General features: G+C 62.0%; 18 protein-coding genes. 9 read left to right on the top strand and 9 right to left on the bottom strand.

The annotated features are described in order from the left end of the window. Positions 1-91 precede the first annotated feature (91 nt). Positions 92-1,828: an IlvD/Edd family dehydratase gene (locus tag PMI25_RS14105; protein ID WP_007968620.1), complete on the bottom strand. Its 1,737-nt coding sequence runs from the start codon at positions 1,826-1,828 to the stop codon at positions 92-94. 193 nt (positions 1,829-2,021) lie between these two features. Between PMI25_RS14105 and PMI25_RS14100 the strand changes: the two genes are divergently transcribed. The 8 genes from PMI25_RS14100 to PMI25_RS14065 all read left to right on the top strand — a co-directional run bounded on the left by PMI25_RS14100 (position 2,022) and on the right by PMI25_RS14065 (position 8,780). After that, entirely contained in the window at positions 2,022-3,344 is a 1,323-nt protein-coding gene (locus tag PMI25_RS14100) for an MFS transporter (RefSeq protein WP_007968618.1), read from the top strand. Positions 3,345-3,488: 144 nt separating this feature from the next. Continuing rightward, complete coding sequence (gene araD1 / locus PMI25_RS14095) at positions 3,489-4,481, top strand: AraD1 family protein (protein ID WP_007968616.1); 993 nt, start codon at positions 3,489-3,491, stop codon at positions 4,479-4,481. Positions 4,482-4,490: 9 nt separating this feature from the next. Then, positions 4,491-6,071 (top strand): aldehyde dehydrogenase (NADP(+)), encoded by a 1,581-nt coding sequence (locus PMI25_RS14090; protein ID WP_007968612.1) that lies wholly within the window; start codon positions 4,491-4,493, stop codon positions 6,069-6,071. Positions 6,072-6,237: 166 nt separating this feature from the next. Continuing rightward, on the top strand, positions 6,238-6,540 hold the full coding sequence (locus PMI25_RS14085; RefSeq protein WP_045122076.1) for a DUF5629 family protein: 303 nt from the start codon (positions 6,238-6,240) through the stop codon (positions 6,538-6,540). Then, a complete protein-coding gene (locus PMI25_RS14080; RefSeq protein ID WP_007968607.1) occupies positions 6,537-7,712 on the top strand; it encodes a lactonase family protein in 1,176 nt (391 codons plus the stop codon). The genes PMI25_RS14085 and PMI25_RS14080 overlap by 4 nt, the downstream gene beginning before the upstream one ends. 156 nt (positions 7,713-7,868) lie before the next feature. Continuing rightward, complete coding sequence (locus PMI25_RS14075) at positions 7,869-8,048, top strand: hypothetical protein (RefSeq protein WP_007968605.1); 180 nt, start codon at positions 7,869-7,871, stop codon at positions 8,046-8,048. Positions 8,049-8,316: 268 nt separating this feature from the next. After that, complete coding sequence (locus tag PMI25_RS14070) at positions 8,317-8,526, top strand: hypothetical protein (protein WP_007968604.1); 210 nt, start codon at positions 8,317-8,319, stop codon at positions 8,524-8,526. After that, a complete protein-coding gene (locus PMI25_RS14065; protein WP_007968603.1) occupies positions 8,523-8,780 on the top strand; it encodes a hypothetical protein in 258 nt (85 codons plus the stop codon). The genes PMI25_RS14070 and PMI25_RS14065 overlap by 4 nt, the downstream gene beginning before the upstream one ends. A gap of 160 nt (positions 8,781-8,940) precedes the next feature. On the opposite strand, the gene PMI25_RS14060 is transcribed toward PMI25_RS14065, so the two are convergent. Genes PMI25_RS14060 through PMI25_RS14050 form a run of 3 tightly spaced genes read right to left on the bottom strand, consistent with a single transcriptional unit; the run spans position 8,941 to position 14,404 of the window. After that, positions 8,941-9,525 (bottom strand): glutathione S-transferase, encoded by a 585-nt coding sequence (locus PMI25_RS14060; protein WP_007968602.1) that lies wholly within the window; start codon positions 9,523-9,525, stop codon positions 8,941-8,943. Further along, complete coding sequence (locus PMI25_RS14055) at positions 9,522-13,163, bottom strand: AAA family ATPase (protein ID WP_007968600.1); 3,642 nt, start codon at positions 13,161-13,163, stop codon at positions 9,522-9,524. The genes PMI25_RS14060 and PMI25_RS14055 overlap by 4 nt, the downstream gene beginning before the upstream one ends. Further along, positions 13,160-14,404 carry an exonuclease SbcCD subunit D C-terminal domain-containing protein gene (locus tag PMI25_RS14050; RefSeq protein ID WP_007968598.1) on the bottom strand — a complete coding sequence of 415 codons (1,245 nt, stop codon included), beginning with the start codon at positions 14,402-14,404 and terminating at the stop codon, positions 13,160-13,162. Before PMI25_RS14050 ends, PMI25_RS14055 begins: the two co-directional genes overlap by 4 nt. Before the next feature lie 262 nt (positions 14,405-14,666). Here PMI25_RS14050 and PMI25_RS27715 point away from each other — a divergent pair, with 262 nt between their 5' ends. Next, a complete protein-coding gene (locus tag PMI25_RS27715) occupies positions 14,667-18,287 on the top strand; it encodes an RCC1 domain-containing protein (RefSeq protein WP_007968596.1) in 3,621 nt (1,206 codons plus the stop codon). An 87-nt stretch (positions 18,288-18,374) separates the two neighbouring features. Here the strand turns inward: PMI25_RS27715 and PMI25_RS14035 are convergent, their stop codons facing one another. The 5 genes from PMI25_RS14035 to PMI25_RS14015 are packed head-to-tail and all read right to left on the bottom strand — an operon-like array spanning position 18,375 to position 24,252. Then, positions 18,375-20,012 carry a BatD family protein gene (locus PMI25_RS14035; protein WP_007968594.1) on the bottom strand — a complete coding sequence of 546 codons (1,638 nt, stop codon included), beginning with the start codon at positions 20,010-20,012 and terminating at the stop codon, positions 18,375-18,377. Further along, positions 20,009-21,745, bottom strand: coding sequence for a tetratricopeptide repeat protein (locus tag PMI25_RS14030; protein ID WP_007968592.1), 1,737 nt, complete (start codon positions 21,743-21,745; stop codon positions 20,009-20,011). The genes PMI25_RS14035 and PMI25_RS14030 overlap by 4 nt, the downstream gene beginning before the upstream one ends. Next, the gene (locus tag PMI25_RS14025) at positions 21,742-22,821 is read right to left on the bottom strand and encodes a vWA domain-containing protein (RefSeq protein ID WP_007968590.1); all 1,080 of its coding nucleotides are present in this window, start codon (positions 22,819-22,821) and stop codon (positions 21,742-21,744) included. The genes PMI25_RS14030 and PMI25_RS14025 overlap by 4 nt, the downstream gene beginning before the upstream one ends. Further along, entirely contained in the window at positions 22,814-23,311 is a 498-nt protein-coding gene (locus PMI25_RS14020) for a DUF4381 domain-containing protein (RefSeq protein WP_007968588.1), read from the bottom strand. Before PMI25_RS14020 ends, PMI25_RS14025 begins: the two co-directional genes overlap by 8 nt. Beyond that, positions 23,308-24,252, bottom strand: coding sequence for a DUF58 domain-containing protein (locus PMI25_RS14015; RefSeq protein ID WP_007968586.1), 945 nt, complete (start codon positions 24,250-24,252; stop codon positions 23,308-23,310). Before PMI25_RS14015 ends, PMI25_RS14020 begins: the two co-directional genes overlap by 4 nt. Between the last annotated feature and the right edge of the window lie 2 nt (positions 24,253-24,254).

Here is a 24,254-nt window from a genome sequence, read left to right as displayed (position 1 = left end):
CTTGCTCGCGAAAGCGGTGGGTCAAACAACATTGCAGTTGAATGTACCGCCGTCTTCGCGAGCAAGCTCGCTCCCACAGGGATTGGTGTGATCAGTGGGAATGACGCGGGACTTCCGCACCTCGACAACCAACGAGGAAGTCGAAATCACAACCCTGATCCGCCTGCAGCACATGGTCGATGTACAGCTGACGATAGCCACCCACCAACAACTGCTGCGGTGGCTGCAGATCGGCCATGCGCGCCGCCAGCTCGGCATCCGCAATATCCAGATGCAAACGCCCGCTGGCGCAATCGAGTTCGATCCAGTCGCCTTCCTGCACCGCCGCCAAAGGCCCGCCGGCCGCCGCTTCCGGGGCAACGTGCAAAACTACCGTGCCATACGCGGTGCCGCTCATCCGCGCATCGGAGATGCGCACCATGTCGGTCACGCCCTGCGCCAGCAGCTTGGCCGGCAAGCCCATGTTGCCGACTTCGGCCATGCCCGGATAACCCTTCGGCCCGCAGTTTTTCATCACCAGAATCGAGTCTTTATCGACATCCAGATCCGGATCGTTGATCCGCGCCTTGTACATGTCGAAGTTCTCGAACACCACCGCGCGACCGCGATGCTGCATCAGCTCCGGCGTGGCGGCTGACGGCTTGAGCACCGCACCGAGCGGCGCCAGGTTACCGCGCAGCACGCAGATGCCACCGTCAGCGCGAATCGGATTGTCGAGGGTGCGGATCACTTCGTCCTCGCCATAGATCGGCGCGTCTTTCACGTTCTCGCTCAGCGTCTTGCCATTCACGGTCAGGGCATTCGGATTGGGGATCAGATTGGCCTCGCCAAGACGCCGCAGCACCGCCGGCAAGCCACCGGCGTAGTAAAACTCTTCCATCAGAAAACGCCCGGACGGTTGCAGGTCGACGATGGTCGGCATGCCGCGCCCGATGCGGGTCCAGTCGTCCAGATCGAGCTCGACACCGATGCGCCCGGCGATGGCTTTCAAGTGGATCACCGCGTTGGTCGAACCGCCGATGGCGGCGTTCACACGGATAGCGTTTTCAAAGGCTTCCTTGGTCAGGATCTTCGACAGGCGCAAGTCTTCGCGAACCATCTCCACCGCGCGCATGCCGGACATGTGCGCCAACACGTAACGTCGCGCATCCACCGCCGGAATCGCCGCGTTGTGCGGCAGGGACGTGCCCAGTGCTTCGGCCATGCAGGCCATGGTCGAAGCGGTGCCCATGGTGTTGCAGGTGCCCGCCGAGCGTGACATGCCGCCCTCGGCCGCGAGGAAATCGTCGAGGGTGATGGTGCCGGCCTTGACCTGCTCGCTGAGCTGCCAGACCACGGTGCCGGAGCCGATGTCCTTGCCCTTGTGCTTGCCGTTGAGCATCGGCCCGCCGGTGACGACGATCGCCGGCACATCGCAACTGGCCGCGCCCATCAGCAGCGCTGGAGTGGTTTTGTCGCAGCCGGTCAACAGCACCACGCCGTCAATCGGGTTGCCGCGAATCGCTTCTTCAACGTCCATGCTCGCCAGGTTGCGGGTGAGCATGGCGGTGGGGCGCAGGTTCGACTCGCCGTTGGAGAACACCGGGAATTCCACCGGAAAGCCACCGGCCTCGATCACCCCGCGTTTGACGTGCTCCGCGATCTGGCGGAAATGCGCGTTGCACGGGGTCAGTTCCGACCAGGTGTTGCAGATGCCGATGATCGGCTTGCCATGAAACTGGTGGTCGGCGATGCCCTGATTCTTCATCCAGCTGCGGTACATGAAGCCGTTCTTGTCGGCCGTGCCAAACCATTGGGCCGAGCGCAGGGTGGGTTTCTTCTCAGACATGATCGATTCTCTTATTGTAAGACTATTGTTTGCGAGTCACGGCTAAACATAAGCGCAAAATCACCGCTTTGGAAGTGTTGTTGGGTAATTAGTAATACTATATAGTCGTTTTCGACGGAGGGATTGGCCCTGGCGGTTTCCGCGAGAGGCGTCCCCCGAGGTTCTATAAAAACAACAATCGGAGACCGATCCCATGAGCCAGGAACTGCGGCTTGTTCGCCGCATCACGCTGAAACTGATCCCCTTCCTGATCCTGCTGTACCTGATCGCCTATGTGGATCGCTCCGCCGTCGGCTTCGCCAAGCTGCACATGGGCGCCGACATCGGTATCGGTGACGCGGCCTACGGTCTCGGTGCCGGACTGTTTTTCATCGGCTACTTTCTTCTCGAAATCCCCAGCAACCTGATGCTCGAGCGCTTCGGTGCGCGGCGCTGGTTCGCGCGGATCATGATCACCTGGGGCGCGATCACCATCGGCATGGCGTTCGTCCAGGGCCCGCACAGTTTCTACGTGATGCGCTTTCTGCTCGGCGCGGCGGAGGCGGGGTTCTTCCCCGGCGTTCTGTACTACATCACCCAATGGTTCCCGGTGCGCCATCGCGGCAAGATCCTCGGCCTGTTCATCCTCTCCCAACCGATCGCGATGATGATCACCGGCCCGGTGTCCGGCGGCTTGCTGGGCATGGACGGCATCCTCGGGTTGCACGGCTGGCAGTGGCTGTTCATCGTCATCGGCACTCCGGCGATCCTGCTGACCTGGCCGGTATTGCGCTGGCTGCCCGACGGCCCGCAAAACGTGAAGTGGATGGATCAGGCCGAGAAAGACTGGCTGACCGGCGAACTGAAAAAGGATCTGCAGGAATACGGCCAGACCCGTCACGGCAACCCGCTGCATGCACTCAAGGACAAACGCGTGTTGCTGCTGGCGCTGTTCTACCTGCCGGTGACCCTGAGCATTTATGGCCTCGGCCTGTGGCTGCCGACGCTGATCAAACAGTTCGGCGGCAGCGATCTGGTCACCGGTTTCGTCTCGGCGGTGCCGTACATCTTTGGCATCGTCGGTCTGCTGATCGTGCCGCGCAGTTCCGACCGCATGAACGACCGTTACGGCCACCTGGCGGTGCTCTATGTGCTGGGCGCGCTGGGCCTGTTCTTCAGCGCGTGGCTGACCCTGCCGGTGGCGCAACTGGCGGCGCTGTGCCTGGTGGCGTTCGCGCTGTTTTCCTGCACGGCAGTGTTCTGGACTTTGCCCGGGCGGTTCTTTGCCGGTGCGAGTGCGGCGGCTGGGATTGCGCTGATCAACTCGGTGGGCAACCTCGGCGGGTATATCGGGCCGTTCGTGATTGGCGCGCTGAAGGAGTACACCGGGAATCTGGCTTCGGGGCTGTATTTCCTCAGTGGGGTGATGGTGTTCGGTTTGATTCTGACGGGCATCGTTTACCGCGTGCTTGAGCGCAAGCACGTGCTACCGGTCGAGCAGTTCGCCGCGAGTGCACGGGGCGCCACAAGAACCTGACTGGCCGACACCGACCCTGTGGGAGCGAGCTTGCTCGCGAAGAGGTCGGCACATTCAACATTTGTCGTGACTGTTGCACCGCCTTCGCGAGCAAGCTCGCTCCCACAGGAATCAGCGGTGTTTTTGAGGGAATAGGAGAAGAACATGCATCTGGTTCAATTCGAATTAAGCAACGGCGAGCGCCGCGTCGGCGTGGTCGACAACGGGCTGGTCCGCGAAGTGCAGGACGCCCGCAGCGTACGCGATCTCGCGCTGGCCGCCATCGAAGCCGGCAGCACTCTGGAGCAGCAAGTACAAACCCACGGCCTCGGCATCAGTCATGACTATGCGCAGTTGCTCAAAGACCGGCGCATCCTGCCGCCGCTGGACCACCCGGACCCGGCGCACCTGTTGGTCAGCGGCACCGGCCTCACGCACCTGGGTAGCGCCTCGGCGCGGGACAAGATGCACCAGCAGGCCGGCGACGAAGCGCAAATGACCGACACCATGCGCATCTTCAAATGGGGCGTGGAGGGAGGAAAACCGGCGGCGGGGCAGGCGGGTGTGCAACCGGAATGGTTTTACAAGGGCGACGGCAGCATCGTCGTGCGTCCGGGCGAAGCCTTCCCGTTGCCGCCGTTCGCCGAAGATGCCGGCGAGGAACCGGAAATGGCCGGGCTCTACGTCATCGGCCATGACGGCAAACCGTATCGCCTCGGTTTCGCGGTGGGCAACGAGTTCTCCGACCACGTCATGGAACGCAAGAATTACCTGTACCTGGCCCACTCGAAACTGCGCAGTTGCAGCTACGGCCCGGAACTGCGCACCGGCGAACTGCCGCAGCATCTGGCCGGCACCAGCCGCATCCTGCGCAACGGCGAAGTGCTGTGGCAGAACGAATTCCTCAGCGGCGAGGCCAACATGTGCCACAGCCTCGCCAACCTTGAATACCACCACTTCAAATACCGCCAGTTCCTGCGTCCGGGCGACGTGCACATCCATTTTTTCGGCACCGCGACCCTGTCGTTCGCCGATGGCATCCGTACCCAACCGGGCGACCGGTTTGAAATCAGCCAGGCCGAATTCGGCGCACCGCTGGTCAACGGCATTGCCCCGGCAGCAGCGGCTTTTCAACCGCACAGCATCGGCACCCTTTAAGGAGCTCCCATGACTCAGATTCTCGGCCACAACTACATCGGCGGACAGCGCAGCGCGGCGGGCAACGTCAAACTGCACAGCGTCGACGCAACGACCGGCGAACAGCTGCCGTACGAGTTCATTCAAGCGACTGAAGCCGAAGTCGATGCCGCCGCCAAAGCCGCCGCAGCCGCGTACCCCGCTTATCGCAGCCTCAGCGCCGAACGCCGTGCACAGTTTCTCGATGCGATTGCCGATGAACTGGATGCGTTGGGTGATGATTTCGTTGCGCTGGTTTGCCGCGAAACCGCGCTGCCGGCAGGGCGAATTCAGGGTGAGCGCGGGCGCACCAGCGGCCAGATGCGCCTGTTTGCCAAAGTCCTGCGGCGCGGTGATTTCTACGGCGCGAGAATCGATCTGCCGTTGCCTGAGCGCCAGCCGTTGCCGCGTCCGGATCTGCGCCAATACCGCATCGGCCTCGGCCCGGTGGCGGTGTTCGGTGCGAGCAACTTCCCTCTGGCGTTCTCCACCGCCGGCGGCGATACCGCTGCCGCGCTGGCCGCCGGTTGCCCGGTGGTGTTCAAGGCGCACAGCGGCCACATGGCAACCGCTGAACGGGTTGCTGATGCACTGATTCGCGCGGCGGAAAAAACCGCGATGCCTGCCGGTGTGTTCAACATGATCTACGGCGGTGGCGTTGGCGAATGGCTGGTCAAGCATCCGGCGATTCAGGCTGTCGGCTTCACCGGTTCGCACAAGGGCGGTCGGGCACTGTGCGACATGGCAGCGGCGCGACCGCAACCGATCCCGGTGTTCGCCGAAATGTCGAGTATCAACCCGGTGATCGTTCTGCCTCAAGCCCTGGCTGAACGCTCGGAAAGCATCGCCCGCGACCTGACCGCCTCGGTGGTGCAGGGCTGCGGCCAGTTCTGCACCAATCCGGGATTGGTCATTGGTATTCGTTCGCCGCAGTTCAGCGCGTTTGTTCAGCAAGTGGCCGGGCTGATCGGCGATCAATCGGCGCAGACCATGCTCAACGCCGGCACCCTCGGCAGCTATGGCAAAGGCCTGCAGAAACTCTTGACGCATTCCGGGATCGAGCACTTGGCGGGCCAGCCGCAGCAGGGTAATCAGGCGCAGCCGCAATTGTTCAAGGCCGATGTCAGCCTGTTGATCAACGGTGATGAAGTGCTGCAGGAAGAAGTGTTTGGCCCGACCACGGTGATCGTCGAAGTGGCCGACAAGGCGCAACTGAGCGCGGCATTGCACGGCCTGCACGGGCAACTGACGGCGACCATTATCGGCGAGTTGGCCGACTTCGAACGCTTCCCGGAACTGACGCCGTTGCTGGAACAAAAGGTCGGGCGGATCCTGCTCAACGGTTATCCGACCGGGGTCGAGGTGTGTGATGCGATGGTGCATGGCGGGCCGTATCCGGCGACGTCCGATGCGCGCGGAACGTCGGTGGGGACGTTGGCGATTGATCGCTTCCTGCGCCCGGTGTGTTTCCAGAACTATCCCGACAGTTTGCTGCCCGAACCACTGAAAAACGCCAACCCGTTGCGCATCCAGCGCCTGGTGGATGGCAAACCGTCACGCGACGCGTTGTAACTGACAGCCGATATCCCTGTGGGAGCTGGCTTGCCAGCGATGAGGACGGCACATTCAATATCGATGTGTCTGACAAATTGCTATCGCTGGCAAGCCAGCTCCCACAGGGTTCTGCGTCAACAATGAGCTATCATTGCCGGTTTCCCCCCTGAAAGACTTGATTGCCATGACTGCCCAAACCCTTCTCAACGCCCTCGAACACTGCGGCATGGTCGAAATCGACGGTTTGCACGCCTTCGAATTCGCCCTCGACGAAGACGACAACCTGCACATCGAATGCATCGATGGCCGCACGGCCAGGCATTGGGAGTTCACCCCGGCGCAGGTTGCGGCGGCGACGTTTGACGAAGACCTGCAGAGCTGGCTGATCATTGGCTACGCCAGCGACACCAAAACCACCGGCGAGCACCGTCTGGTTTGCCTCGGTGATGTAGTCAGCAGCAGCGACGACGAGGAAGATGATCAATGAACATGCGTAAATTCTGGCCGCTGCTGATGGCCGGCAGCGTCGGTGCGATGGGCCTGTCCAGTGCCAGCGCCGAGACCTATCAATTGCTGGTTGGCTCCTACACCGCCGGCACCAGCCAGGGCATCTATCGAATGAATTTCGATAGCGCCACCGGCCAGATCGCCGCCAAGCCACTGCAAGTGGTCAAAAGCGAAAACCCGTCGTGGCTGACCCTGTCCAAAGACCAGCATCGGCTGTTCGTGGTCAACGAAAACGGCCCCGGCCAGAAAGACCCGGTCGGCCGCGTCAGCAGCTATTCGATCGATCCCAAGACCCACGCCCTGACCTTGATCAATCAAGTGCAGAGCCTGGGCAACGAGCCGACCCATTCGAGCCTCAGTGGTGATGCCAGCTATCTGTTCGTCAGCAACTATTCGGTGATGGAAGATCCGGGCGGCACGCTGGCGGTATTGCCGGTCGGTGCCGATGGCAAACTCAAACCGGTGGTGCAGATGAGCGCGCACCCGGCGAGCCGGGTCAATCCCGAGCGCCAGGCGTCCAACCACGTGCACTCGACGGTATCCTCGCCGGATGGTCGCTATGTGTTCTCCAATGATCTGGGGGCGGACAAGGTTTTCATCTACCGATTCGACCCGAAAGCCAACCCGGATCTGCCGCTGACCCCGGCGAAAACCGCCTCGGTGAGCCTGCCCGCCGGCAGCGGCCCGCGTCATCTGTTGTTCAGCGCGGACGGCAAGCATGCCTGGCTGACCATGGAAATGAGCGCGCAGGTCGCGGTGTTCGACTATAACGACGGCGTGCTGACCCAGACGCAACTGGTCGATCTGGTCGCCGGTCAGCCGACTTCGGACAAGGCCGGCGCAGCGCTGCACGCGTCTGCCGACGGCAAGTTCCTCTACGTCAGCAACCGCGGCACCGCCAATCAGCTGGTGGTATTCAGCATCGATCCGGCGAACGGGCAGCTCAAAGAGCTGCAAAAGCGTTCGGTGGAAGGCGATCACCCGCGTGAGTTCAGCCTCGATCCGAGTGGCAAGTTCCTGCTGATCGCCAACCAGAAGAGCAACGAAATTGTCGTCGTCGAGCGTGACGCCAAGACCGGTCTGCTCGGCAAAACCGTGCAAAAACTGCCGATGGACGCCCCGAGCGACCTGAAGTTTCTAGTGCGACAATAAGCCACAGGCCCCGGTTTGCGGGGCCTGTCTCGCTGTATTAATCGCGCTGATATCCGGTAATGCTACAAAGCATTTCAAGCGATCAACCCTCGAGCGTTAAGTTTGCTCCACGGCCCAACCGGGCAAAGCAAACCAACCGAATACGAGGTTACCGCCATGAACTTCAATCTCTTCTCGATCATCGCCGCTTCCGCCATCTCCGCCACCGTTGCATTGCCAGCCAGTGCCAGCGTTGAAATCGCCGGCAAAAAATCCCACACCCAGAGCTACACCCAGAAATACCTGCAACAGAGCGCCAACTTCTACGCCGCACTGGATCACAAAGCCCAACACTGAAAGTCTGATTTGGCACCACTCCCTGTAGGAACTGCCGAAGGCTCGGGCCGCGATCGGACGATCTTTTGACGTTTAAGATCAAAAGATCGCAGCCTTCGGCAGCTCCTACACGTTTGTGCGTTGGACGGCTTGATAGATCTCTTCAAGCACGTAAATAGAAAGGCCAAATAATCAACCAAGCTGATATTTACTATGGCAAACCCTGAGTGGTTACCACGGCTTTTTTGATTGATCCTGACGGCACTGAAACATGCCCACGGAGCACATCATGGCCAGTTCAATCATTACCTCAGCCAAGCGCGGCGCCTACCTGGCCATCGGTCTTTACCTGGCCCTGGTGTTGTTTGTCAGCATCGCGTCGCAGACGCAACACAACTTCGTAGCGCCGATCGAAGTCGCACACCCCGGCATCCAGTTCGAACACCGCGCAGACGTGTTGGTTGATCGTGCTGAACTCGCAGGAGTGGGCGGCGCATGAAAGGCTACAGACTCTGGGTCATCGCCGGTCTTGCCCTGATGACCAATGGCGCGGCGTTACTCGGCTTCGGCCAAGGTTCGGTCGGTGCGCTGGCGCGTGCCATCGAGGCCAATCACAGCATTGCGCACAACATCGAACGGGCCGGCTCCCAAGGGTTGCTGGCCGGCAATCCGCCGATCAAGGCCGAGGTCGATTTTCTTGGGCCGTTTGAAGTGGATTGCATGGCACTGGGCATGTGCAACGCTCTTGCATAACCTGTGGCGAGGGAGCTTGCTCCCGCTCGGCTGCGCAGCAGTCGCAAAACCATTCAACACGGATCATCAGAAATTGGGTATCGCCGCATTTGGGGCTGCTTCGCAACCCAGCGGGAGCAAGCTCCCTCGCCACAGATGTTCGGCAAGCAGGAAGAGGGGGTTATTTCTTCATGATCGAGGTGAAGAGGTCGGATTCGAGGAAGCGCTGTAGCCACGCCTGCAAGCGAACGTAAGGCGTCTGCGCAAACCATTCGCGATCCACATGCGCAAACTGCCGCACGAACGGCAACAGGGCGATATCCGCCAGGCTGGGATGCTCGCTCAGCAAGTAATCGCGATCCCTCAGCAACTCATCCAACTGCTGCAAAAATACCGCGCCCTCAGCCCGATAAACCTCCATCGGCTGTTCGGGATAGCGCTCGGCGTACTTGTAGCGGTTCAAATGCACTTTGAACACTTGATCATTGGCTTCGATCAATTCGGCAATCCGTGAATCACCGCCAAGCAACCAGTTGTCAGGATCATTCTGCGCCAACGCCCAGCGCATGATCTCCAGGCTCTCATCGATCACCCGACCCGCCGCATCCAGCACCGGCACCGTGCCTTTGGGCGAGATCGCCAGCATCTCGGCCGGTTTGGCCTTGAGGCTGACTTCGACGATCTCCACCGGCACGCCCGAATAACGCAGGGCCATCCGCGCACGCATCGCGTACGGGCAGCGGCGGAATGAATACAACGTGTTCATTTCACCTCCAGGGTGCTCAACCCGTTGCCGAGGCGTTGCACCTGAATCTGCACCGGAATCCGTTCGTGCATTTCCTGCACGTGGGAAATCACTGCGACCTTGCGTCCCTGCGCCTGCAAACCGTCGAGGGCGTCCATCGCCAATTGCAGCGATTCCGGGTCGAGGCTGCCGAAGCCTTCGTCGATGAACAGCGATTCGATTTTCAGCGTGCTCGAGGCCATCGATGCCAGCCCCAGCGCCAGAGCCAGCGACACCAGGAACGTCTCGCCGCCGGACAGCGAATGCACCGAGCGCAATTCGTCGCCCATCTCGGTATCCATCACCAGCAGGCCGAGCATGCTGCCACCGCGTTTCAGGCGATAGCGTTTGACCAGTTGGCGCAACTGCACGTTGGCGTGATGTACCAGCAGGTCGAGGTTGTAGGCCTGGGCGATCTTGCGGAAGGTGTCGCCGGTGGCCGAACCGATCAAGGCATTCAGGCGCGCCCAGCGCTGGTACTCGGCATAGGCGTCGGCGATCTGCTGCGCCAGCGCCTGATTGGCGTTTTGCCGGCGCTGATCTTCGGCCTGTTCGGCGCGCAGTTCGGCGCACTGTTGCTCGCTGAGATTGAACTGGTTCTGCAGCTCGGCGAGGGCGCTGGCGAGTTGTTCGGCATCGAGGTTGCCGTTGTGCTGCGCCTGATGATCGGCCAGACGCTGATCACGTTCCTGCAGCAGCACCTTGGCCTGTTCGATGGCTTTTTCATTGTGCTGCAAGCGCTGGCGCAATTCGCCGAGCTGCGCGTCATCGACGCGCAGCAGGTCTTCGAGGCCGCCGTCATCCAGCTCCGGATGACGTGCGCGCCAGTCGGCAATCTTCTGCGTCAGTTCGTCGTCTTCGCTTTGCAGTGCCTGCAAGCGTTCCTGCTGCGCCTTGAGTTCGGCACTGATCTGCACCCGTTGCGTGTGCACATTCTGCAGTTCCGCAGCCGTGCCGGTTTCGGCGTTGCGCGCCTGTTCCACGGCCTGTTCCAGTTGCTGCTGCCAGTGCTCGGCGCTGCTGTGTTCGCCCAGCAGTTGTGCGAGTTTTTCCTGACTGGCCTGTTGCTGCGTGGCCAGGGCGCCGAATTGCTGCTCGGCGCTTTGCAGCTGCTGTACGCGGCTGAGCTGGCGATCCTGTTCCTTCTCCAGCGTCTGCTGGCGTTGCTGCTGCTCTGCCAATTCTTCCTTCTGCTGCTCGACCTGCGCCAGACGCTCGGCAATCTGTCGATCCAGTTGCATGAAGGTCGCCGCCGGTTCAACGCGCAAGGCTGCAAGCGTATCGGCCGGCAACAGGCTGGCGAACGCAGCGAGTTCCTCGTCGAGGCGCTGACGGTCGCTGCTCAACTCGCGTTGTTGATTATTCAGGTGCTGCGCCGCTTGCTGATGCGCGGTTTCGGCGTTGCGCAGTTGCTGGGTCAGGCGCGCCGCATCCTGTTGCAGGGTGAGCAGGGCGCTCTGGCGTTGTTCGTCCTGGGTGATGCTCTGATTCAGTTGATCGTTGTGCCGGGTCAGCCAGGCATCGCGTTTGTCGGCGTCCTGATTGAGCAACTGAGGCGCCAGTGGATGCGCCTCCAGACTCGGCGCCAGTGCCTGCAGCTGGGCGTTCAATTGCTCCTGCTGTTGCAGCAGCTCTTTCTGCCGGGCGATCACGCCGCCGACTTCAGCGCGCAGTTCGGTGAGTTTTTCCTTGAGCAGATCCACCGCTTGCTGCGCACTGGCCTGCTCGGATTCATCATGACGGCCGAGACTTTGCAACAGCGCTTCGGGCTGATGATACGGGTGCTCGTTGCTGCCACAAACCGGGCACGGCTGGTCGTCCTGCAACTGCGCGCGCAACTCTTCGACACTGGCGCTGCGTGCCAGTCGCTGGCGTTCGAGCAGTTCACGGGTGACGTTGAGGGTTTGCTCGGCGACGGTCAGTTCGGCTTTGCTTTTCACCCCGTCCTGGGTCAGCCGTTCGCGCTCTTGCTGCGCGTCGAGCAGACGCTGCTGCAGCTCGGCGCCGCGTTTTTCCAGCTCCTGCTGACTGGCCCAGAGCCGCGTCAGGTCTTCGATGGCGCGCAGTTGTTTGCGGTTGTCCTGCAGCAGATTGCCAAGGATGCCGATCTGCTCGGCGACCGCATCCGGCTCGGCGCCGGCCTCTTTGAACAGCACTTCCAGTTGCTGCTTTTGCGTGGCAAGCGCGTCGGCGCTGTGCGCGGCATTCTGTTCGAGGGTCGCCAGTTCGGCCTGGCCCTTGTTCAGGCGATTGCCGATCAGCATCAGCTGTTGCAGGCGATCACGATAAGCATTCCATGCATCGCTGAGCGGCGCCAGATCGGCACTTTGCTCCAGTCCGGCGGCGATTTTCTGCAAGCGTTCGGCGACTTGCACCTGTTTATCCTGCAAGGTCTGAATCGCGCTCTGACCCTCACTGCAGGCCTGCTCGGCGGCTTGCCGGGCCTCGGCGCTGAGGGCGGTGTCCTTGGCGAGGCGGGCGAGGGTGCTTTGCTCGTCGAAGGCCTGACGCAGTAGCGGGGCGCTTTCGCTGTGGCGCTGCTGCGCTTCGCTGAGGGCGACTTTTGCCGACTCGAGTGCCTGTTCCAGTTGCGTTTGGCGCTCACCGAGTTCGTCGTGCTGCTGAGTGTGCGCAGCAATCTGCGCCGCCAACGGGGTCAGCTGCACATCGAGTTCAGTCTTGCGCGCGAACTGGTGGCGTTGCGGGGCGAGTTGCTCCAGGCGCGTCAGCTTCAGGCGCTCGCCGGCCAGGCCTTCCCACTGTTGTTGCGCACTGTGCAGTTGTTCGGCAGCCGCTTGCTGCGCGTCCTGCAGCTGGCTCAGATCCTTGAGCCAGCTGTGCTGTTGTTCCAGTTGCTTGAGCTGCGCCTGCTGCACTTTCAACTGTTGCTGGGCAGCGCTGAAACGCTCATCGAGTTCGGCCCGCGCCTCGGGCGTCAGTGGGGTGACGCCGGTGGCCTGATCCTGCAGCAGCTTGTGCGCTTCGCGGGCTTCTTTAGTCTTGTCGAACGCGCGGCGACCGAGACGGGTATAGAGCGCGGTGTCGGTGAGCTTTTCCAGCAGTTCGCTGCGGTCGTTGTCGTCGGCCTTGAGGAACGCGCTGAACTCGCTCTGGGCCAGCAGCACGGCGCGAGTGAACTGCTCGAAGTTCAGACCGAGCGCGGCTTCGAGTTGGGTTTTGTATTCGCCTTTCTGACTGGCGAGCAGTTGATCCTGATCGATGTCACGCAGGCTCTGACGGCTGATCTGCAACTTGCCGCCAGCCTTTTCCCGGGCACGGTTGGCTTCCCAGCGCGCCCGGTAACGGCGGCCATCGACGCCGACGAAATCCACTTCCGCATAACCTTCACCGGTACCACGGCGCAGCAAAGTGCGCGGGTCACCGGTGGCAATTTCACCGTCGGCATCCGGGACCTTGGCGTCGCGGCCAGTGTTGTTCAGACGCGGCACGGCGCCAAACAACGCCAGGCACAACGCGTCGAGCAAGGTACTTTTACCTGCGCCGGTCGGCCCGGTGATCGCGAACAGCCCGGCACTGGCCAGCGGCTCGGCAGTGAAATCAATCTCGAACGGGCCTGCCAGCGAGGCGAGGTTTTTCAAGCGAATGGCGAGAATCTTCATGGCTGCTCGCCCTCCATCTGTACGTCCTGCAGCAGTTCGGCGAAGTCCTTGAGCGTCTGCTCATCGACCTCGTTGCCGTAGTTGTCGAGCCAGGCACGGCTGAACAATTCTTGCGGGGTGAGCTGATCCAGTTCGACCAGTGCGCTGCCGTCGTCGCTGACATCGGCGCCACGGTTGCCGGCGTATTCGGCGGCAATGCGCACCAGGCGCACGGCTTTGCCTTGCAGGGCGTTTTCCACTTGATGGCGCAAGTCCGGCTGCGGCTCGTCGAGGGTCACGCGCACTTCCAGCCATGGCTGGCGCTGGGTTTCAGCGAGCAGATCGATATTCGGCAGGTCGGCCAATTGCAGCAGGATCTCCGCCAGCGGTGCCGGGCCGATGCGTTGCAGGTTGACCGACCTTGGAATCAGTTTCGGTTCGACGCTGACCAGGGTTTCGCCGTCGAGGGTGACGTCGAGAATCTGGTGCTGATAACCGATTTCCGAGAACGACAATGGGATCGGCGAGCCGCTGTAGCGGATGCGTTCTTCACCGTTGACCTTCTGCGGCTTGTGCAAATGGCCGAGGGCGACGTAACTGATGCTCGGCCCGAACAGGCTGGCTGGCAGCGCTTCGGCGTTACCGATGATCAGGCTGCGCTCGGAGTCTTCCGAGACCGAACCGCCGGCCATGTGCGCGTGACTGATGGCAACCAGTGCCTGGCCGGGTTTGCGCTTGGCATTCGCCGCTTCGATCAGCCATTCATGCACCTGACCAATGCCGCGCAGATAGTCGTCGCCCAGATGCGCACCGGTCACTTCCGCCGGACGCAGGAACGGCAGCGCCAGGCACCACGCGGCGATCTCGCCTTGGGCATTCGGCAACGGCAGCAGCAAGCGTTCGGCATCGAGCTGGCCGTCATCCAGCCACAACACGCGACCCAGCGCATGGGTGCGCAAACGGCGCATCAACGGCGCAGGCAGTTCGATGCGCGAGCCGGAATCATGGTTGCCGGCAATCATCACGATGGTCAGCAACGGCTGCTGCTCGTGGGCGCTGACGATGAAGTCGTAGAGGCGTTCCTGGGCTTTGACCGGCGGATTGACCGTGTCAAAGATGTCCCCGGCAATCAGCAGCACATCCGGCTGCGCCAGTTGCAGTTGGCGCAGCAGCCATTCGAGAAAGCACGCATGCTCGAAATCGCGCTCCTGGCCGTGCAGGTTTTGCCCAAGGTGCCAGTCGGAGGTGTGGAACAGACGCAAGGTGGACTCCGCATCAATTAAAAGAGGTGATGGCCGCGAGGAAATGATGGGCGGCTGAAGAGGGGGGAGTTTACAGATTATTGGAGAGTGAGGGCTTGTTGTGGCGATCAAGCAATTCCAGTGCGCGTGTCTCGCCGCGTCTGGCACATTCATCGTTCGAACCGGCTTACCCGTTTGTCGCAACTGTCAGATCTGACAGTTGCTGATGCCTGAAGGCTTCAAGCAGTGTCGAGCAGCCAATATTCCATTGCGGAGAACGCTCATGACGACTGAATACGAAAGGAACGATCCTGAAGGTCCAATGGCCCTTTTCCCTCTGTTCCTGCCCAATGCGACATCGTCTATTGAAGATTACGACTATGGTGTTCCGGTGCGAGCCGTAGAGGGTGGGTTGAGATTTTCTATTGATCCATGGTTATCCATGGCGGTCGCCGACTATCTCGAGATTTTTTGGGGCAACTCGCTGAGTGCGGTGTGGAGCAAGTCAATTGACAAGGATGATCTGAATCGCCGGGTGACAGGCAGTATCAGCGAATCCTTCATCGTGCGCGGTGATACGCATCCGGTGTTCTATCGTGTGACAAGGCCCGGAGGGGGTGAGGGTGAGGACTCGCTACCATTGCTGAGCGTATTGGTGAAACTCGATCGGCCCGGTGGCTTCGATAGTGATATCGGCGAACCAGGCCATCAAGGTCTGCGATATTCCATTCCCCAGGCAATCATTGATGATGGCGTCGGCCCGGATGAGGCTGCGCTGGGCATACCGATCACCATTCTTCCCTACGAGTTCATGCGCAAGAACGACCTCATCCGCTTGACATGGGGGGCCGAGGAACTCGTCACGAAGGTCGAACAGCGTCACATTGACGACCCGCTGAACAACCCGCTGGTGGTCATGGTCGATGCGAAGACGCTGGAGGACGCCGGGGACGGCGCCAGGATTGCGGTTACCTATCAGGTCATCGACGAATGCGGCAATTATCCGGATGAGCGTTCACCTTGGGCGGTAACCACCTACATTCTGGTCGATCTGAAACAGAACCGGCTCGATCCTGCCATTGTGATTTCCGCCGATCCTGATACCGATATCATTGATCTCGAAGAGTTGGGCGAGGAGGACGTTGAGGTCATTGTCAACACGGCGGGAAGTGCCTTCAAAGTCAATGACAAAATTGCCCTGAAGTGGTTCGGCATACCGGCAGAAGGCACTCCGGTGATTTATGAACCAGCCGAATTGCCGGTGGTTCGGGTGGGGGTCGCGGTCCCGTTCAGTGTGCCTAATGCGATCGTGCGGGCGATCGCCATGGGGCGTGCCAGTGTCTCTTATCTGTTGAAACGCGAAGGGACTCTGGACCGGCCATCGAAGAATGCCAGTGTCAGTGTCTCCGGGGCCATCGAGCGTCTGCCCGCGCCTGCCGTTGTCGAGGCTCCCGAGGGTTATCTTGATCCTGATCTGCGTTGGGCGACGGTGGAATGTCCGTGGTATCCCGGACGTCGATCCAGCGATCTGCTGAAACTGATCTGGGAAGCCACACGTCCCGGCGGCGGTACCGTTCATTACGAAGAGGCCATGCCGGTGGGCGACGTGCCGGATGGCGAGCCGGTATTGCGCAATGTCATAAGCACCGAGATCCAGCGTTTCGACGGCTTGCAGGTGTCGGTGTTTTACACCGTTGCCAACGACGATGAGTCGATTTTCAACGTCCGCGAATCGTATCCGTTTGTCATGCAAGTCGGCGAGGCGCTGCCTTTGTTCTCGTCACCGCGGGTGCTAGAAGCAGTATCCGGTACTTCATTGATAGATCCGGATGCGGTACCACCCTTGGGTTGTAAATTGATTGCAACGCACCTCGAAACCCAGGTCGACGACGAAGTGCATTATCGGTGGCGCGGTTCGGTCGGTAACGGCAGCACCAGTGGCTCACTGCGTCTTACCTCGCAAACGGCGGGTAAGGAAGTGCCGTTCACGGTGCCTAAACAGTTTGTGACCAACAACCTCAATCGCCGGATCGTCATTGATTACTTTATTGTCCGTAACAACAAAACCCTGGGCTACTCGCTCCCTCTGACGTTACGCGTTGGCAATGCTTTGCTGGATTTTGATCCGCCGACGATCGATGGTTCACACGGCGACCAGATCGATGTAAGTGCGGTGCCAGGTGTCGGCGCGACCTTGCGTCTCGCCGCTGCGTACGGATTAAGGGTCGGTGACAGCGGTGAAATCCGCTGGATAGGAACACCGGGAGGTGGTACGGCCATCGTGCCGTTTCGCGTGGAGAGCGGAGAAGCGGGGCGCGACAAGCTGGTGACCGTTCCGAGGTCGGTGGTGCTGGCCAACGTCGGGCAGGAGATCTCGCTGGATTGCACCGTGGTGCGTCAGACCGGTGGTCGCCAGTATTCGCGCGTGGCGGTTTATGACGTGCGTGTTTCGTTGGGAACGGGACGCTTGCTGGTGATGGGCGCGCGCTCGCGGGGTAATTACCAGATTTATGGCGGCGGGACTGCGTGGTTGACCGCACTGGATGCAACCACCCGGCAGCCGGTCAGGGCCTGGTGGCGTTATAACGGCGAGGAGGGCGAGGTCAGTGGTACGACGTTCCGTGACACTCGCCCGGATCGGCTGCTGCATGTGCGGATCAGTGATGATCAGGTGACGATCAATCCGCAGAACCTGTGCGGGAACGGTAATTTTATTTCCGGCCAGGAAGCAAACTATGCAGCCTTTGCGGCGCGGACGGAGCGCGGAGCACTGGTGGCATGGGGCAGTCCGGAACGTGGTGGAAATTTGGGGGATTCGTTACCGGACATATCCGATGCCATATCGCTGAGTGCTTGCGGTTATGCCTTTGCAGCACGTCAGGCCGGTGGTGGGGTGGTGGCTTGGGGTCTGAGAGGATACGGAGGAGACGTGTCGGAACCCATCACTCCTTTGCGGGATATCGTAGCGGTAAGCGGTAACGGTTATGTGTTCTGTGCGCTGCGTCGTGATGGGAGTCTGGTAGCGTGGGGAATCCCGGGTAATGGGGCAACGCTTCCACAGCCGATACCTGCGCTGAGGGATGTCGTCAAAGTGGTTGGCAACCTCTACGCCTTTGCTGCGCTTCGGGCCAATGGTTCGGTAGTGGCTTGGGGACACCAAAGCTACGGAGGTAATTTGCCTGCGGCCATCGAGGCATTGACTGACATCGTCGATCTAGTTGCTACCGCTTATGCTTTTTCCGCCCTGCGTGCCAATGGTGCGGTAGTAGCATGGGGCGGTACCGGTCATGGGGGAGTTGTGCCCGCCGGGATTGGGGAACTTACAGACATTGTGGAGCTAAGCGCAACCGAAAGAGCCTTTGCCGCACGCCGCAGCAATGGCAGCGTTGTTGCTTGGGGACACGGCGTATATGGCGGAAACGTCCCTGCACCGATCGCAGCCCTGACGGATATCCGGACGGTGACGGGGCACTATGCATCATTTGTCGCACTGCTGAGCAGTGGGCGTGTAGTGGGATGGGGAGCCCTGGCTATTCCTGCGCCGGTTGCAGCATTGACTGACATCGTCCAGGTGGTATGTGGGGGAGTTGCTTTTGCCGCGCTGCGCGCCAACGGCACCGTTGTAGCCTGGGGCGCTGCTGATCGAGGTGGTGAAATCCCGGAGGCCATTGCGGCCAGATTGATCAACGTCCGCGCCATTTATGGCAACACCCATGCCTTCGCCGCGCTAACCTCCAGCGGCGAGGTCGTGACCTGGGGGCGTGGCCCGGCCGGCGGTGACAGCGATGCCGTCGCCGACCAACTCAACGGCAAAATCTTCTACGAAGCTACAGCGCTGTCCCGTGGTTTGGGAATGCGTGAGACGCGATTGCTTGAAGCGGCAGAAAGTGAACAAACCTCATAACCCCGTCAACACCTGAAAGATCGCAGCCTGCGGCAGCTCCTACACGTGATCCCTGTAGGAGCTGCCGCAGGCTGCGATCTTTTGCTTTTACTTCGGGTAGAGCGGCGGCAACCCGCTGTCACCCACCGGATCCTGCACCCGCTCGGCCGCCGGAATCGTGCGGATCGCCCGCCACAAATCCTCACCCTGCCAATGCTGCCCCGTTTCGCTGTACAGCGCGCCGTTGAGCCCGTCCAGCGCATCCGACAGCGGCACAAACCGCGCCGCCATATCCGCCAAAGTCTCCGGCTGCTGTCGCGCCCAGGCATCGAGTGCCTGCCGGGTCGCTTGCGGATCGTTGGCCTGGCACGCCCGTTTGATGTCGTCCAGCAACGTGCGCGGGCTCGGCCCGGTTTGCGCGGCGCGGTGCACCGCCGGTTGCCAGCGCGCACGCCACCACAGGCCGAAGCCGAGCAGGGTGGTGCAGGCGAGGATCAGGGTGCTGAGTTTCCACCACCACAACACATCGTTATCGACGGCGTTCACTTGCAGGGTGCCGGCCGGGGTGTCGATCTGCAGGCTCGGGTTGGTCGCCACTTGCAGGGTGCGCGCCGGCAGGCTGGTGTGTTCCAGATGATCTTCGAAGGTGTTCCACCAGATCACGTCCACCGTTGGCAACTCGATCGCGCCGCTGCGGCTGGGCACCAGCGCTTCGCGTTCTTCCCGGCTGCCGATCAGGCCGCGCTCGCCGCTCTGGTTGCTCAGCACCGGTTGATCCGGGTAGCGGCGCAGGCCACTGGCTTCGGTGGCGGGCAGGGCCGGCAACTGCGAACTGGCCAGGCCTTCGGCTTTCAACGTCAGGCTGCGGGTCAGGGAGTCGCCGACCTGAAGATGATCCGGCTCAGGGTTCCAGCTTTCGCTCAGGCTCAGGCTGCGTGCGGGCAGCCACGGCGCATCGGCCGGGTAGGTCAGCGGTTTCGGTTTGACCGTCAGGGCGATCTCGGCGGAATTGACCCGCAACAGCTTGCCCGGTTTCGGGCCCTGCACGGTCGCGTCCTGGGCCGGCTGGGTGTCGACCAGCGTGGCGCTGAACGTCTGCGGGGCAATGAGCAGCAAGCCGCTGTGCTGCGGATAGATCGCATAGCGCATCTCGATCACGCCATGGCGCACACCGTTGATGTCTTTTTCGTAGGTGCGCGTATCGCCCAGTTGCTCGATGCGCGTGTCGGCGATCTGCAGCGGGGTCAGGCTGCTGTCGTCGTACAGCGACACCGAGTGATAGATGCGCAACGTCAGGATCGCCTGAGCCTGCACATACACGCTGGGCTGGTCGAGGCTGGCCTCGATGAACACCGGGGCCGGGTTGTTCTTTTCTTCGCGGATGTCGCTCTCGACCACTTGCACGGTGATCGGCTGGCTCTGCACCTCGCCCAGTTGCAGCGGCGGAATGACCACACTGCCGTTCTCTTTCGGCAGCAGGGTGATGATCCAGCGCGTGGTGGCGCGGTTGTCGCCATTGAGGGTGTTCAACTGGTTGACCTGGCGCGTGCCGCGCACCTCGAACAACGGCTCCAGCGGTGTCAGGTCGGGTTTGCCGAACTGGGTGACGTCGCTGGTTTCGAGGGTGAGTTCGACCGTCTCGCCGGAGTTCAGGCGACTGCGATCCACGCTGGCCGTCAGCTCGGCCGCCTGAGCGGTGGTCGTGCAGAGCAGCAGGGGCAGCAACAGAGCGGTGAAACGGGTCATCGAGTTTTTTCCTGATCCTGATGTTGTTGCTGTTCGTACCAGAATTTTCGTCGCAGCAGTTCGCCCGGATCGTCGGGGATCTTGCCCAGCCATTGTTCCAGCGCCTGACGTTGTTCGCCTTCGAGGTTGTCTTCGCTCGGACGCAGCGTTGGCACAGTGTCGGTTTCCTCCGCTTCATCGCTGCCCGGCACTTCATTGGGTCCCGGTTGCGGCGGGGTGGTCGGTGGCGGTTCGCTGGCCGACTCGCCGGGCTGAGCCTCGCTCGGGGCGTCACTTTTCACCGCGGGTGGCGGCGTGGTCGCTGGCGGTGGTTCATCGCCGGGCACGTTCGGCTGCGCCGGTTGTGGCTGCGGCTCGACCGGCGGCGGGGTGTTCTTCTGTTTGAGCAGGTTTTCCACCAGGGCCTTGTTGGTCAGCGCCGGGCGCAAATCCGGTTGCAGTTCCAGCGCCTGTTCATAGGCATCGATCGCCGCTTCCAGCTCACCACTTTTTGCCAGGGCGTTGCCACGATTGTAGTGGGCGTGGGCATCGCTGCCTTCGGCGAAACGCTGAGCGGCGCCACTGTAATCGCCGGCCTCGTACAACGCTACCCCTTGCCACTGATGATCTTCGAAGTGCTCGGCAGCCTCGGCCGGGCGTTTCTGCTTGAGCAAGTGCAGGCCCTGTTGGTCGGGGCGCAGCCACAGGTCTTCGAAGTCAAAAGCGTAGCTCGGCTGCGGCAGGCACAGCAGCAATGGCAGGCAGAACAACCAGCCACGCCGTCCGGCACAGGCGGCCAGCAGCAATAGCGGCAACAACAGCCAGTAACCCTGATCGGCCCAGGTGTCGAGGCGCACGGTCTGGCCATCGTCGCGCAGGCTGCGCGGGCCATCGAGCAGGCCGAGGGCGCGCAAATCGGTCTCGTCCAGCCGCGCACTGTGGTACTCGCCGCCGACACTGGCGAGGAATGCGCCAAGGCTCGGACTGTCGAGTTGCGGCACGCGGATCGCGCCCTGTTCGTCCTTGAGGAAACTGCCGTCCTCCTGGGCAATCGGCGCGCCTTCAGCGGTGCCGATGCCGAGCATCAGCAGTTGCGCCGATTGCTCGCCGAGGGCGCGGCGGATGCCTTGGCGTTCTTCATCTGTGAGCGAGGAGCCGATCAGCAGGATCCGCCCCTGGCCGAGCGCGCCTTGCTTGAGCAGGGCCAGCGCTTTGCTCACGCCGAGATCAGCGCGATGGCCGCTTTCCGGCATCAGCGACGGCTTGAGCGCGTCGAGCAGATTGCGGCTGGTCGCCAAGTCATCCGACAGCGGCACCAAGGTGTGCGCGCTGCCGGCATAGACGACGATCGCGGTCTGCGCATCGCTGCGCGCCTGCAGCAGATCGAACAGCTTGCGCCGCGCCTGCTCCAGGCGGGTTGGCGGTGAGTCGGTGGCGAGCATTTCCGGGGTCAGTTCCAGCACCACCACCAGCGGGTCGGCAGGTTTCTGGCTGGTCTGTTCGACCCGCTCCCAGCTCGGCCCGAGCAGGGCGACGAGGGTCAGCAACCACGCCACGCCGAGGGCGATCCACGGCAGCTTGCTGTCGCGCCCGCTGCCACCGCTGAGCAGCGTCGCGTGGAACGCCGGCGGCAGAATCATCTGCCAGCGTCCAGCACGTTTCTGCCGGTGCCAGAGTTGCCAGATCAGCCAGCCCAGCAGCGGCAGGAGCAGCAGCCACCAGGGGCGGAACCAGTGCGGCCAGAGCGCGATCATCGGCGCCTCCGCAGACGCAGGCGCTTGAGACGCTCGCGCCAGTCAGGCAACGGACTTTGCAGATACAGCTCCTTGGTGAACAGGCGTTGCAGCGGGTTGTCCGGCCACAATTCGCGGACGACCAGCAACAGGCTCAGCAGCAGGGCCAATGCCAGCGGCCACTGATACAGGGCTTGCGCCGGGCGCGCCTGGGTCGGTTGCTGGGTCACCGGTTCGAGCTGGTCGAGGGTCTCCCTGATCGCTTGCAGCTCTTTGCCGTCGCGGGCGCGGAAGTACTGGCCGCCGGTGGCTGCGGCAATCGCCTTGAGCGCCGGCTCGTCGAGGTCCAGGCTCGGATTGACCCCGAGCAGGCCGGTGCTGCCACTGTCTTCCGGGTCCGCGCCAATGCCGATTGGGTAGATTTTCACCCCTTCGCTGGCGGCCAGTTTTGCTGCGGTCAGCGGATCGATTTCGCCGCCGTTGTTGGCACCGTCTGTGACCAGAATCAACACCCGGCTCTGCGCCGGACGCATGCGCAGGCGTTTCAGCGCCAGGCCGATTGCATCGCCGATGGCGGTGTTCTTGCCGGCAATGCCGATGCGCGCTTCATCGAGCCAGACGCGCACGGTGTGCCGGTCAAACGTCAGCGGTGCCTGCAGATAGGCCTGACTGCCGAACAGGATCAGACCGACGCGGTCGCCATCACGGCTTTCAAGGAAATCCCCGAGCAGATGCTGGACCAGCGACAAGCGACTGACGTCTTCGTCTTGCCACTGCATGTCGGGGAAGTCCATCGAGCCGGACACGTCCACCGCCACCAGCAGATCGCGGCCGCTGGCGGCAATCGGCAACGGTTCGCCGAGCCATTGCGGGCGGGCGGCGGCGCTCAGCAATAGCAGCCACAGCAGCAGGAACGGCGCTTGCTGGCGCCACGCCGGCAGGTTGGCGCGTGCCCGCCGACGGGCGAGGCCTTCGAGGTCTGAGAGAAAACTCACGCGCAACGCCGGCTCGCCGCTGTCGGCCACCGGCAACACCAGACGCATCAGCCACGGCAGCGGCAGCAGCACGAAGATCCACGGCCAGGCGAACTCAAACATGCTTGCGAATCCAGGTGTCGACGGCTTGGGTCAGGCCGGCGATGGCTTTGTCATCGAGTTTGCATTCCGGTTTGTAGGCGCCTTCGACCAGCACCATCCAGCGTGTCAGGCCGGCGGCCGGGCAACGGTTGTCGAGAAATGCCAGCCATTTGCGGCCATTGAGCGTGTGGCTCTGGCTGTAGGGGTAGTGGTTGCGGCACAGGCGTTTGAGCAGACCGTTGAGCTGCTGCAGCCAGGCCCCCGCCGGTGCGCCATCGTAGGGTTTGGGCATTTGTGCCAGTTCGGCCAGCGCGGCGATGCGTACGGGGTCGAGAGGTTGTTCGGCGCGCACGATCGGGCGTTTCCTGGTCGGAATGAACCGGCGCAAACGCCACACGGCGAAGCCCAGCAACGGCAGCAACAACAGCAGCAGCCACCATCCCGGTGCCGGTGGCCAGAAGTCGATCGGCGGTGGCGAAATCAGCGGTTGCAGTTGCTCGAGGCCGTTCATCGACTGCTCCCCGGGCGCTGCGGATTGAGGAACTCGCGCATCTGCTCGACCATTTCACTTTGCGTGCTCAGCGGCATCAGCAGCACCCGTAGTTTCTGCGCGAGCAATTCCCAACGGGCGATACGGGCTTCGGCCTGAGCGCGATAGGTCTGGCGCAGATCGAAATTAAGCGTGTCGAGTTCCAGTTGCGCGCCACGTTCGGCGAACCGCAAAAGCCCGGCGGCGGGCAGGGCGTGGTCCAGTGGATCGGACAGCGGCAGCATCAGCAGGTCGCAATGGCGCGATAGCAGACTCAATTGCTGCTCGGCGCTGTCGGACAGCGCGCGCTCGTCGCAGATCACGATCACCAGACTGCCCGGGCGCAGCACCTCACGCGCCCGACGCAGCGCTGCGCCAAGGGCATCGCGGTCCGGTTCGCGTTCGCTGTGCAGCGATTGATTGACCTTCACCAGACGGTTGAGCAATTGCAGCAGGCTCTGCTTGCTGCGGCGCGGTTTGATTTCGTAGTGCTCGTTATCGCCGAACACCAGCCCGCCCACGCGGTCGTTGTGGCCCAGTGCGGCCCAGCCGATCAGCGCCGCCGCTTGCGCCGCCAGCACCGACTTGAACATCAGCCCGGAACCGAAAAACAGCCGGGTGCTTTGCTCGACCATGATGAAAATCGGTCGCTCGCGTTCCTCATGGAACAGCTTGGTGTGCGGCTCTTGGGTGCGCGCGGTGACGCGCCAGTCGATGGTGCGCACGTCGTCGCCGGCCTGGTAGACCCGCACCTGATCGAAGTCGACGCCGCGCCCGCGGAATTTCGAGTGATGCAGGCCGATCAGCGGGCTGCGCTGGCTCGGCGTGGAAAACAGCTGCACTTCGCGCACACGGTGGCGCATCTCGATCAGGTCGGTGAGGCTGATGCGGATGCCCGGTTCGGACGGCAGGGGGACGTTCATGG

Origin of the sequence: Pseudomonas sp. GM30 (assembly GCF_000282275.2) — a bacterium.
GTDB lineage: Bacteria > Pseudomonadota > Gammaproteobacteria > Pseudomonadales > Pseudomonadaceae > Aquipseudomonas.
The sequence above is the reverse complement of the archived record's forward strand: the minus strand, read 5'-3'. Positions and strand labels throughout refer to the sequence as shown.

What these genes read in the sequence shown, in the direction of transcription:
- PMI25_RS14070 (WP_007968604.1), top strand. Translation starts at nt 8,317, where the DNA reads ATGGCCAGTTCAATCATTACCTCAGCCAAGCGCGGCGCCTACCTGGCC.
- PMI25_RS14015 (WP_007968586.1), bottom strand. Translation starts at nt 24,252, where the DNA reads ATGAACGTCCCCCTGCCGTCCGAACCGGGCATCCGCATCAGCCTCACC.
- araD1 (WP_007968616.1), top strand. Translation starts at nt 3,489, where the DNA reads ATGCATCTGGTTCAATTCGAATTAAGCAACGGCGAGCGCCGCGTCGGC.
- PMI25_RS14075 (WP_007968605.1), top strand. Translation starts at nt 7,869, where the DNA reads ATGAACTTCAATCTCTTCTCGATCATCGCCGCTTCCGCCATCTCCGCC.
- PMI25_RS14080 (WP_007968607.1), top strand. Translation starts at nt 6,537, where the DNA reads ATGAACATGCGTAAATTCTGGCCGCTGCTGATGGCCGGCAGCGTCGGT.
- PMI25_RS27715 (WP_007968596.1), top strand. Translation starts at nt 14,667, where the DNA reads ATGACGACTGAATACGAAAGGAACGATCCTGAAGGTCCAATGGCCCTT.
- PMI25_RS14085 (WP_045122076.1), top strand. Translation starts at nt 6,238, where the DNA reads ATGACTGCCCAAACCCTTCTCAACGCCCTCGAACACTGCGGCATGGTC.
- PMI25_RS14100 (WP_007968618.1), top strand. Translation starts at nt 2,022, where the DNA reads ATGAGCCAGGAACTGCGGCTTGTTCGCCGCATCACGCTGAAACTGATC.
- PMI25_RS14020 (WP_007968588.1), bottom strand. Translation starts at nt 23,311, where the DNA reads ATGAACGGCCTCGAGCAACTGCAACCGCTGATTTCGCCACCGCCGATC.
- PMI25_RS14030 (WP_007968592.1), bottom strand. Translation starts at nt 21,745, where the DNA reads ATGATCGCGCTCTGGCCGCACTGGTTCCGCCCCTGGTGGCTGCTGCTC.
- PMI25_RS14060 (WP_007968602.1), bottom strand. Translation starts at nt 9,525, where the DNA reads ATGAACACGTTGTATTCATTCCGCCGCTGCCCGTACGCGATGCGTGCG.
- PMI25_RS14090 (WP_007968612.1), top strand. Translation starts at nt 4,491, where the DNA reads ATGACTCAGATTCTCGGCCACAACTACATCGGCGGACAGCGCAGCGCG.
- PMI25_RS14035 (WP_007968594.1), bottom strand. Translation starts at nt 20,012, where the DNA reads ATGACCCGTTTCACCGCTCTGTTGCTGCCCCTGCTGCTCTGCACGACC.
- PMI25_RS14055 (WP_007968600.1), bottom strand. Translation starts at nt 13,163, where the DNA reads ATGAAGATTCTCGCCATTCGCTTGAAAAACCTCGCCTCGCTGGCAGGC.
- PMI25_RS14105 (WP_007968620.1), bottom strand. Translation starts at nt 1,828, where the DNA reads ATGTCTGAGAAGAAACCCACCCTGCGCTCGGCCCAATGGTTTGGCACG.
- PMI25_RS14025 (WP_007968590.1), bottom strand. Translation starts at nt 22,821, where the DNA reads ATGTTTGAGTTCGCCTGGCCGTGGATCTTCGTGCTGCTGCCGCTGCCG.
- PMI25_RS14065 (WP_007968603.1), top strand. Translation starts at nt 8,523, where the DNA reads ATGAAAGGCTACAGACTCTGGGTCATCGCCGGTCTTGCCCTGATGACC.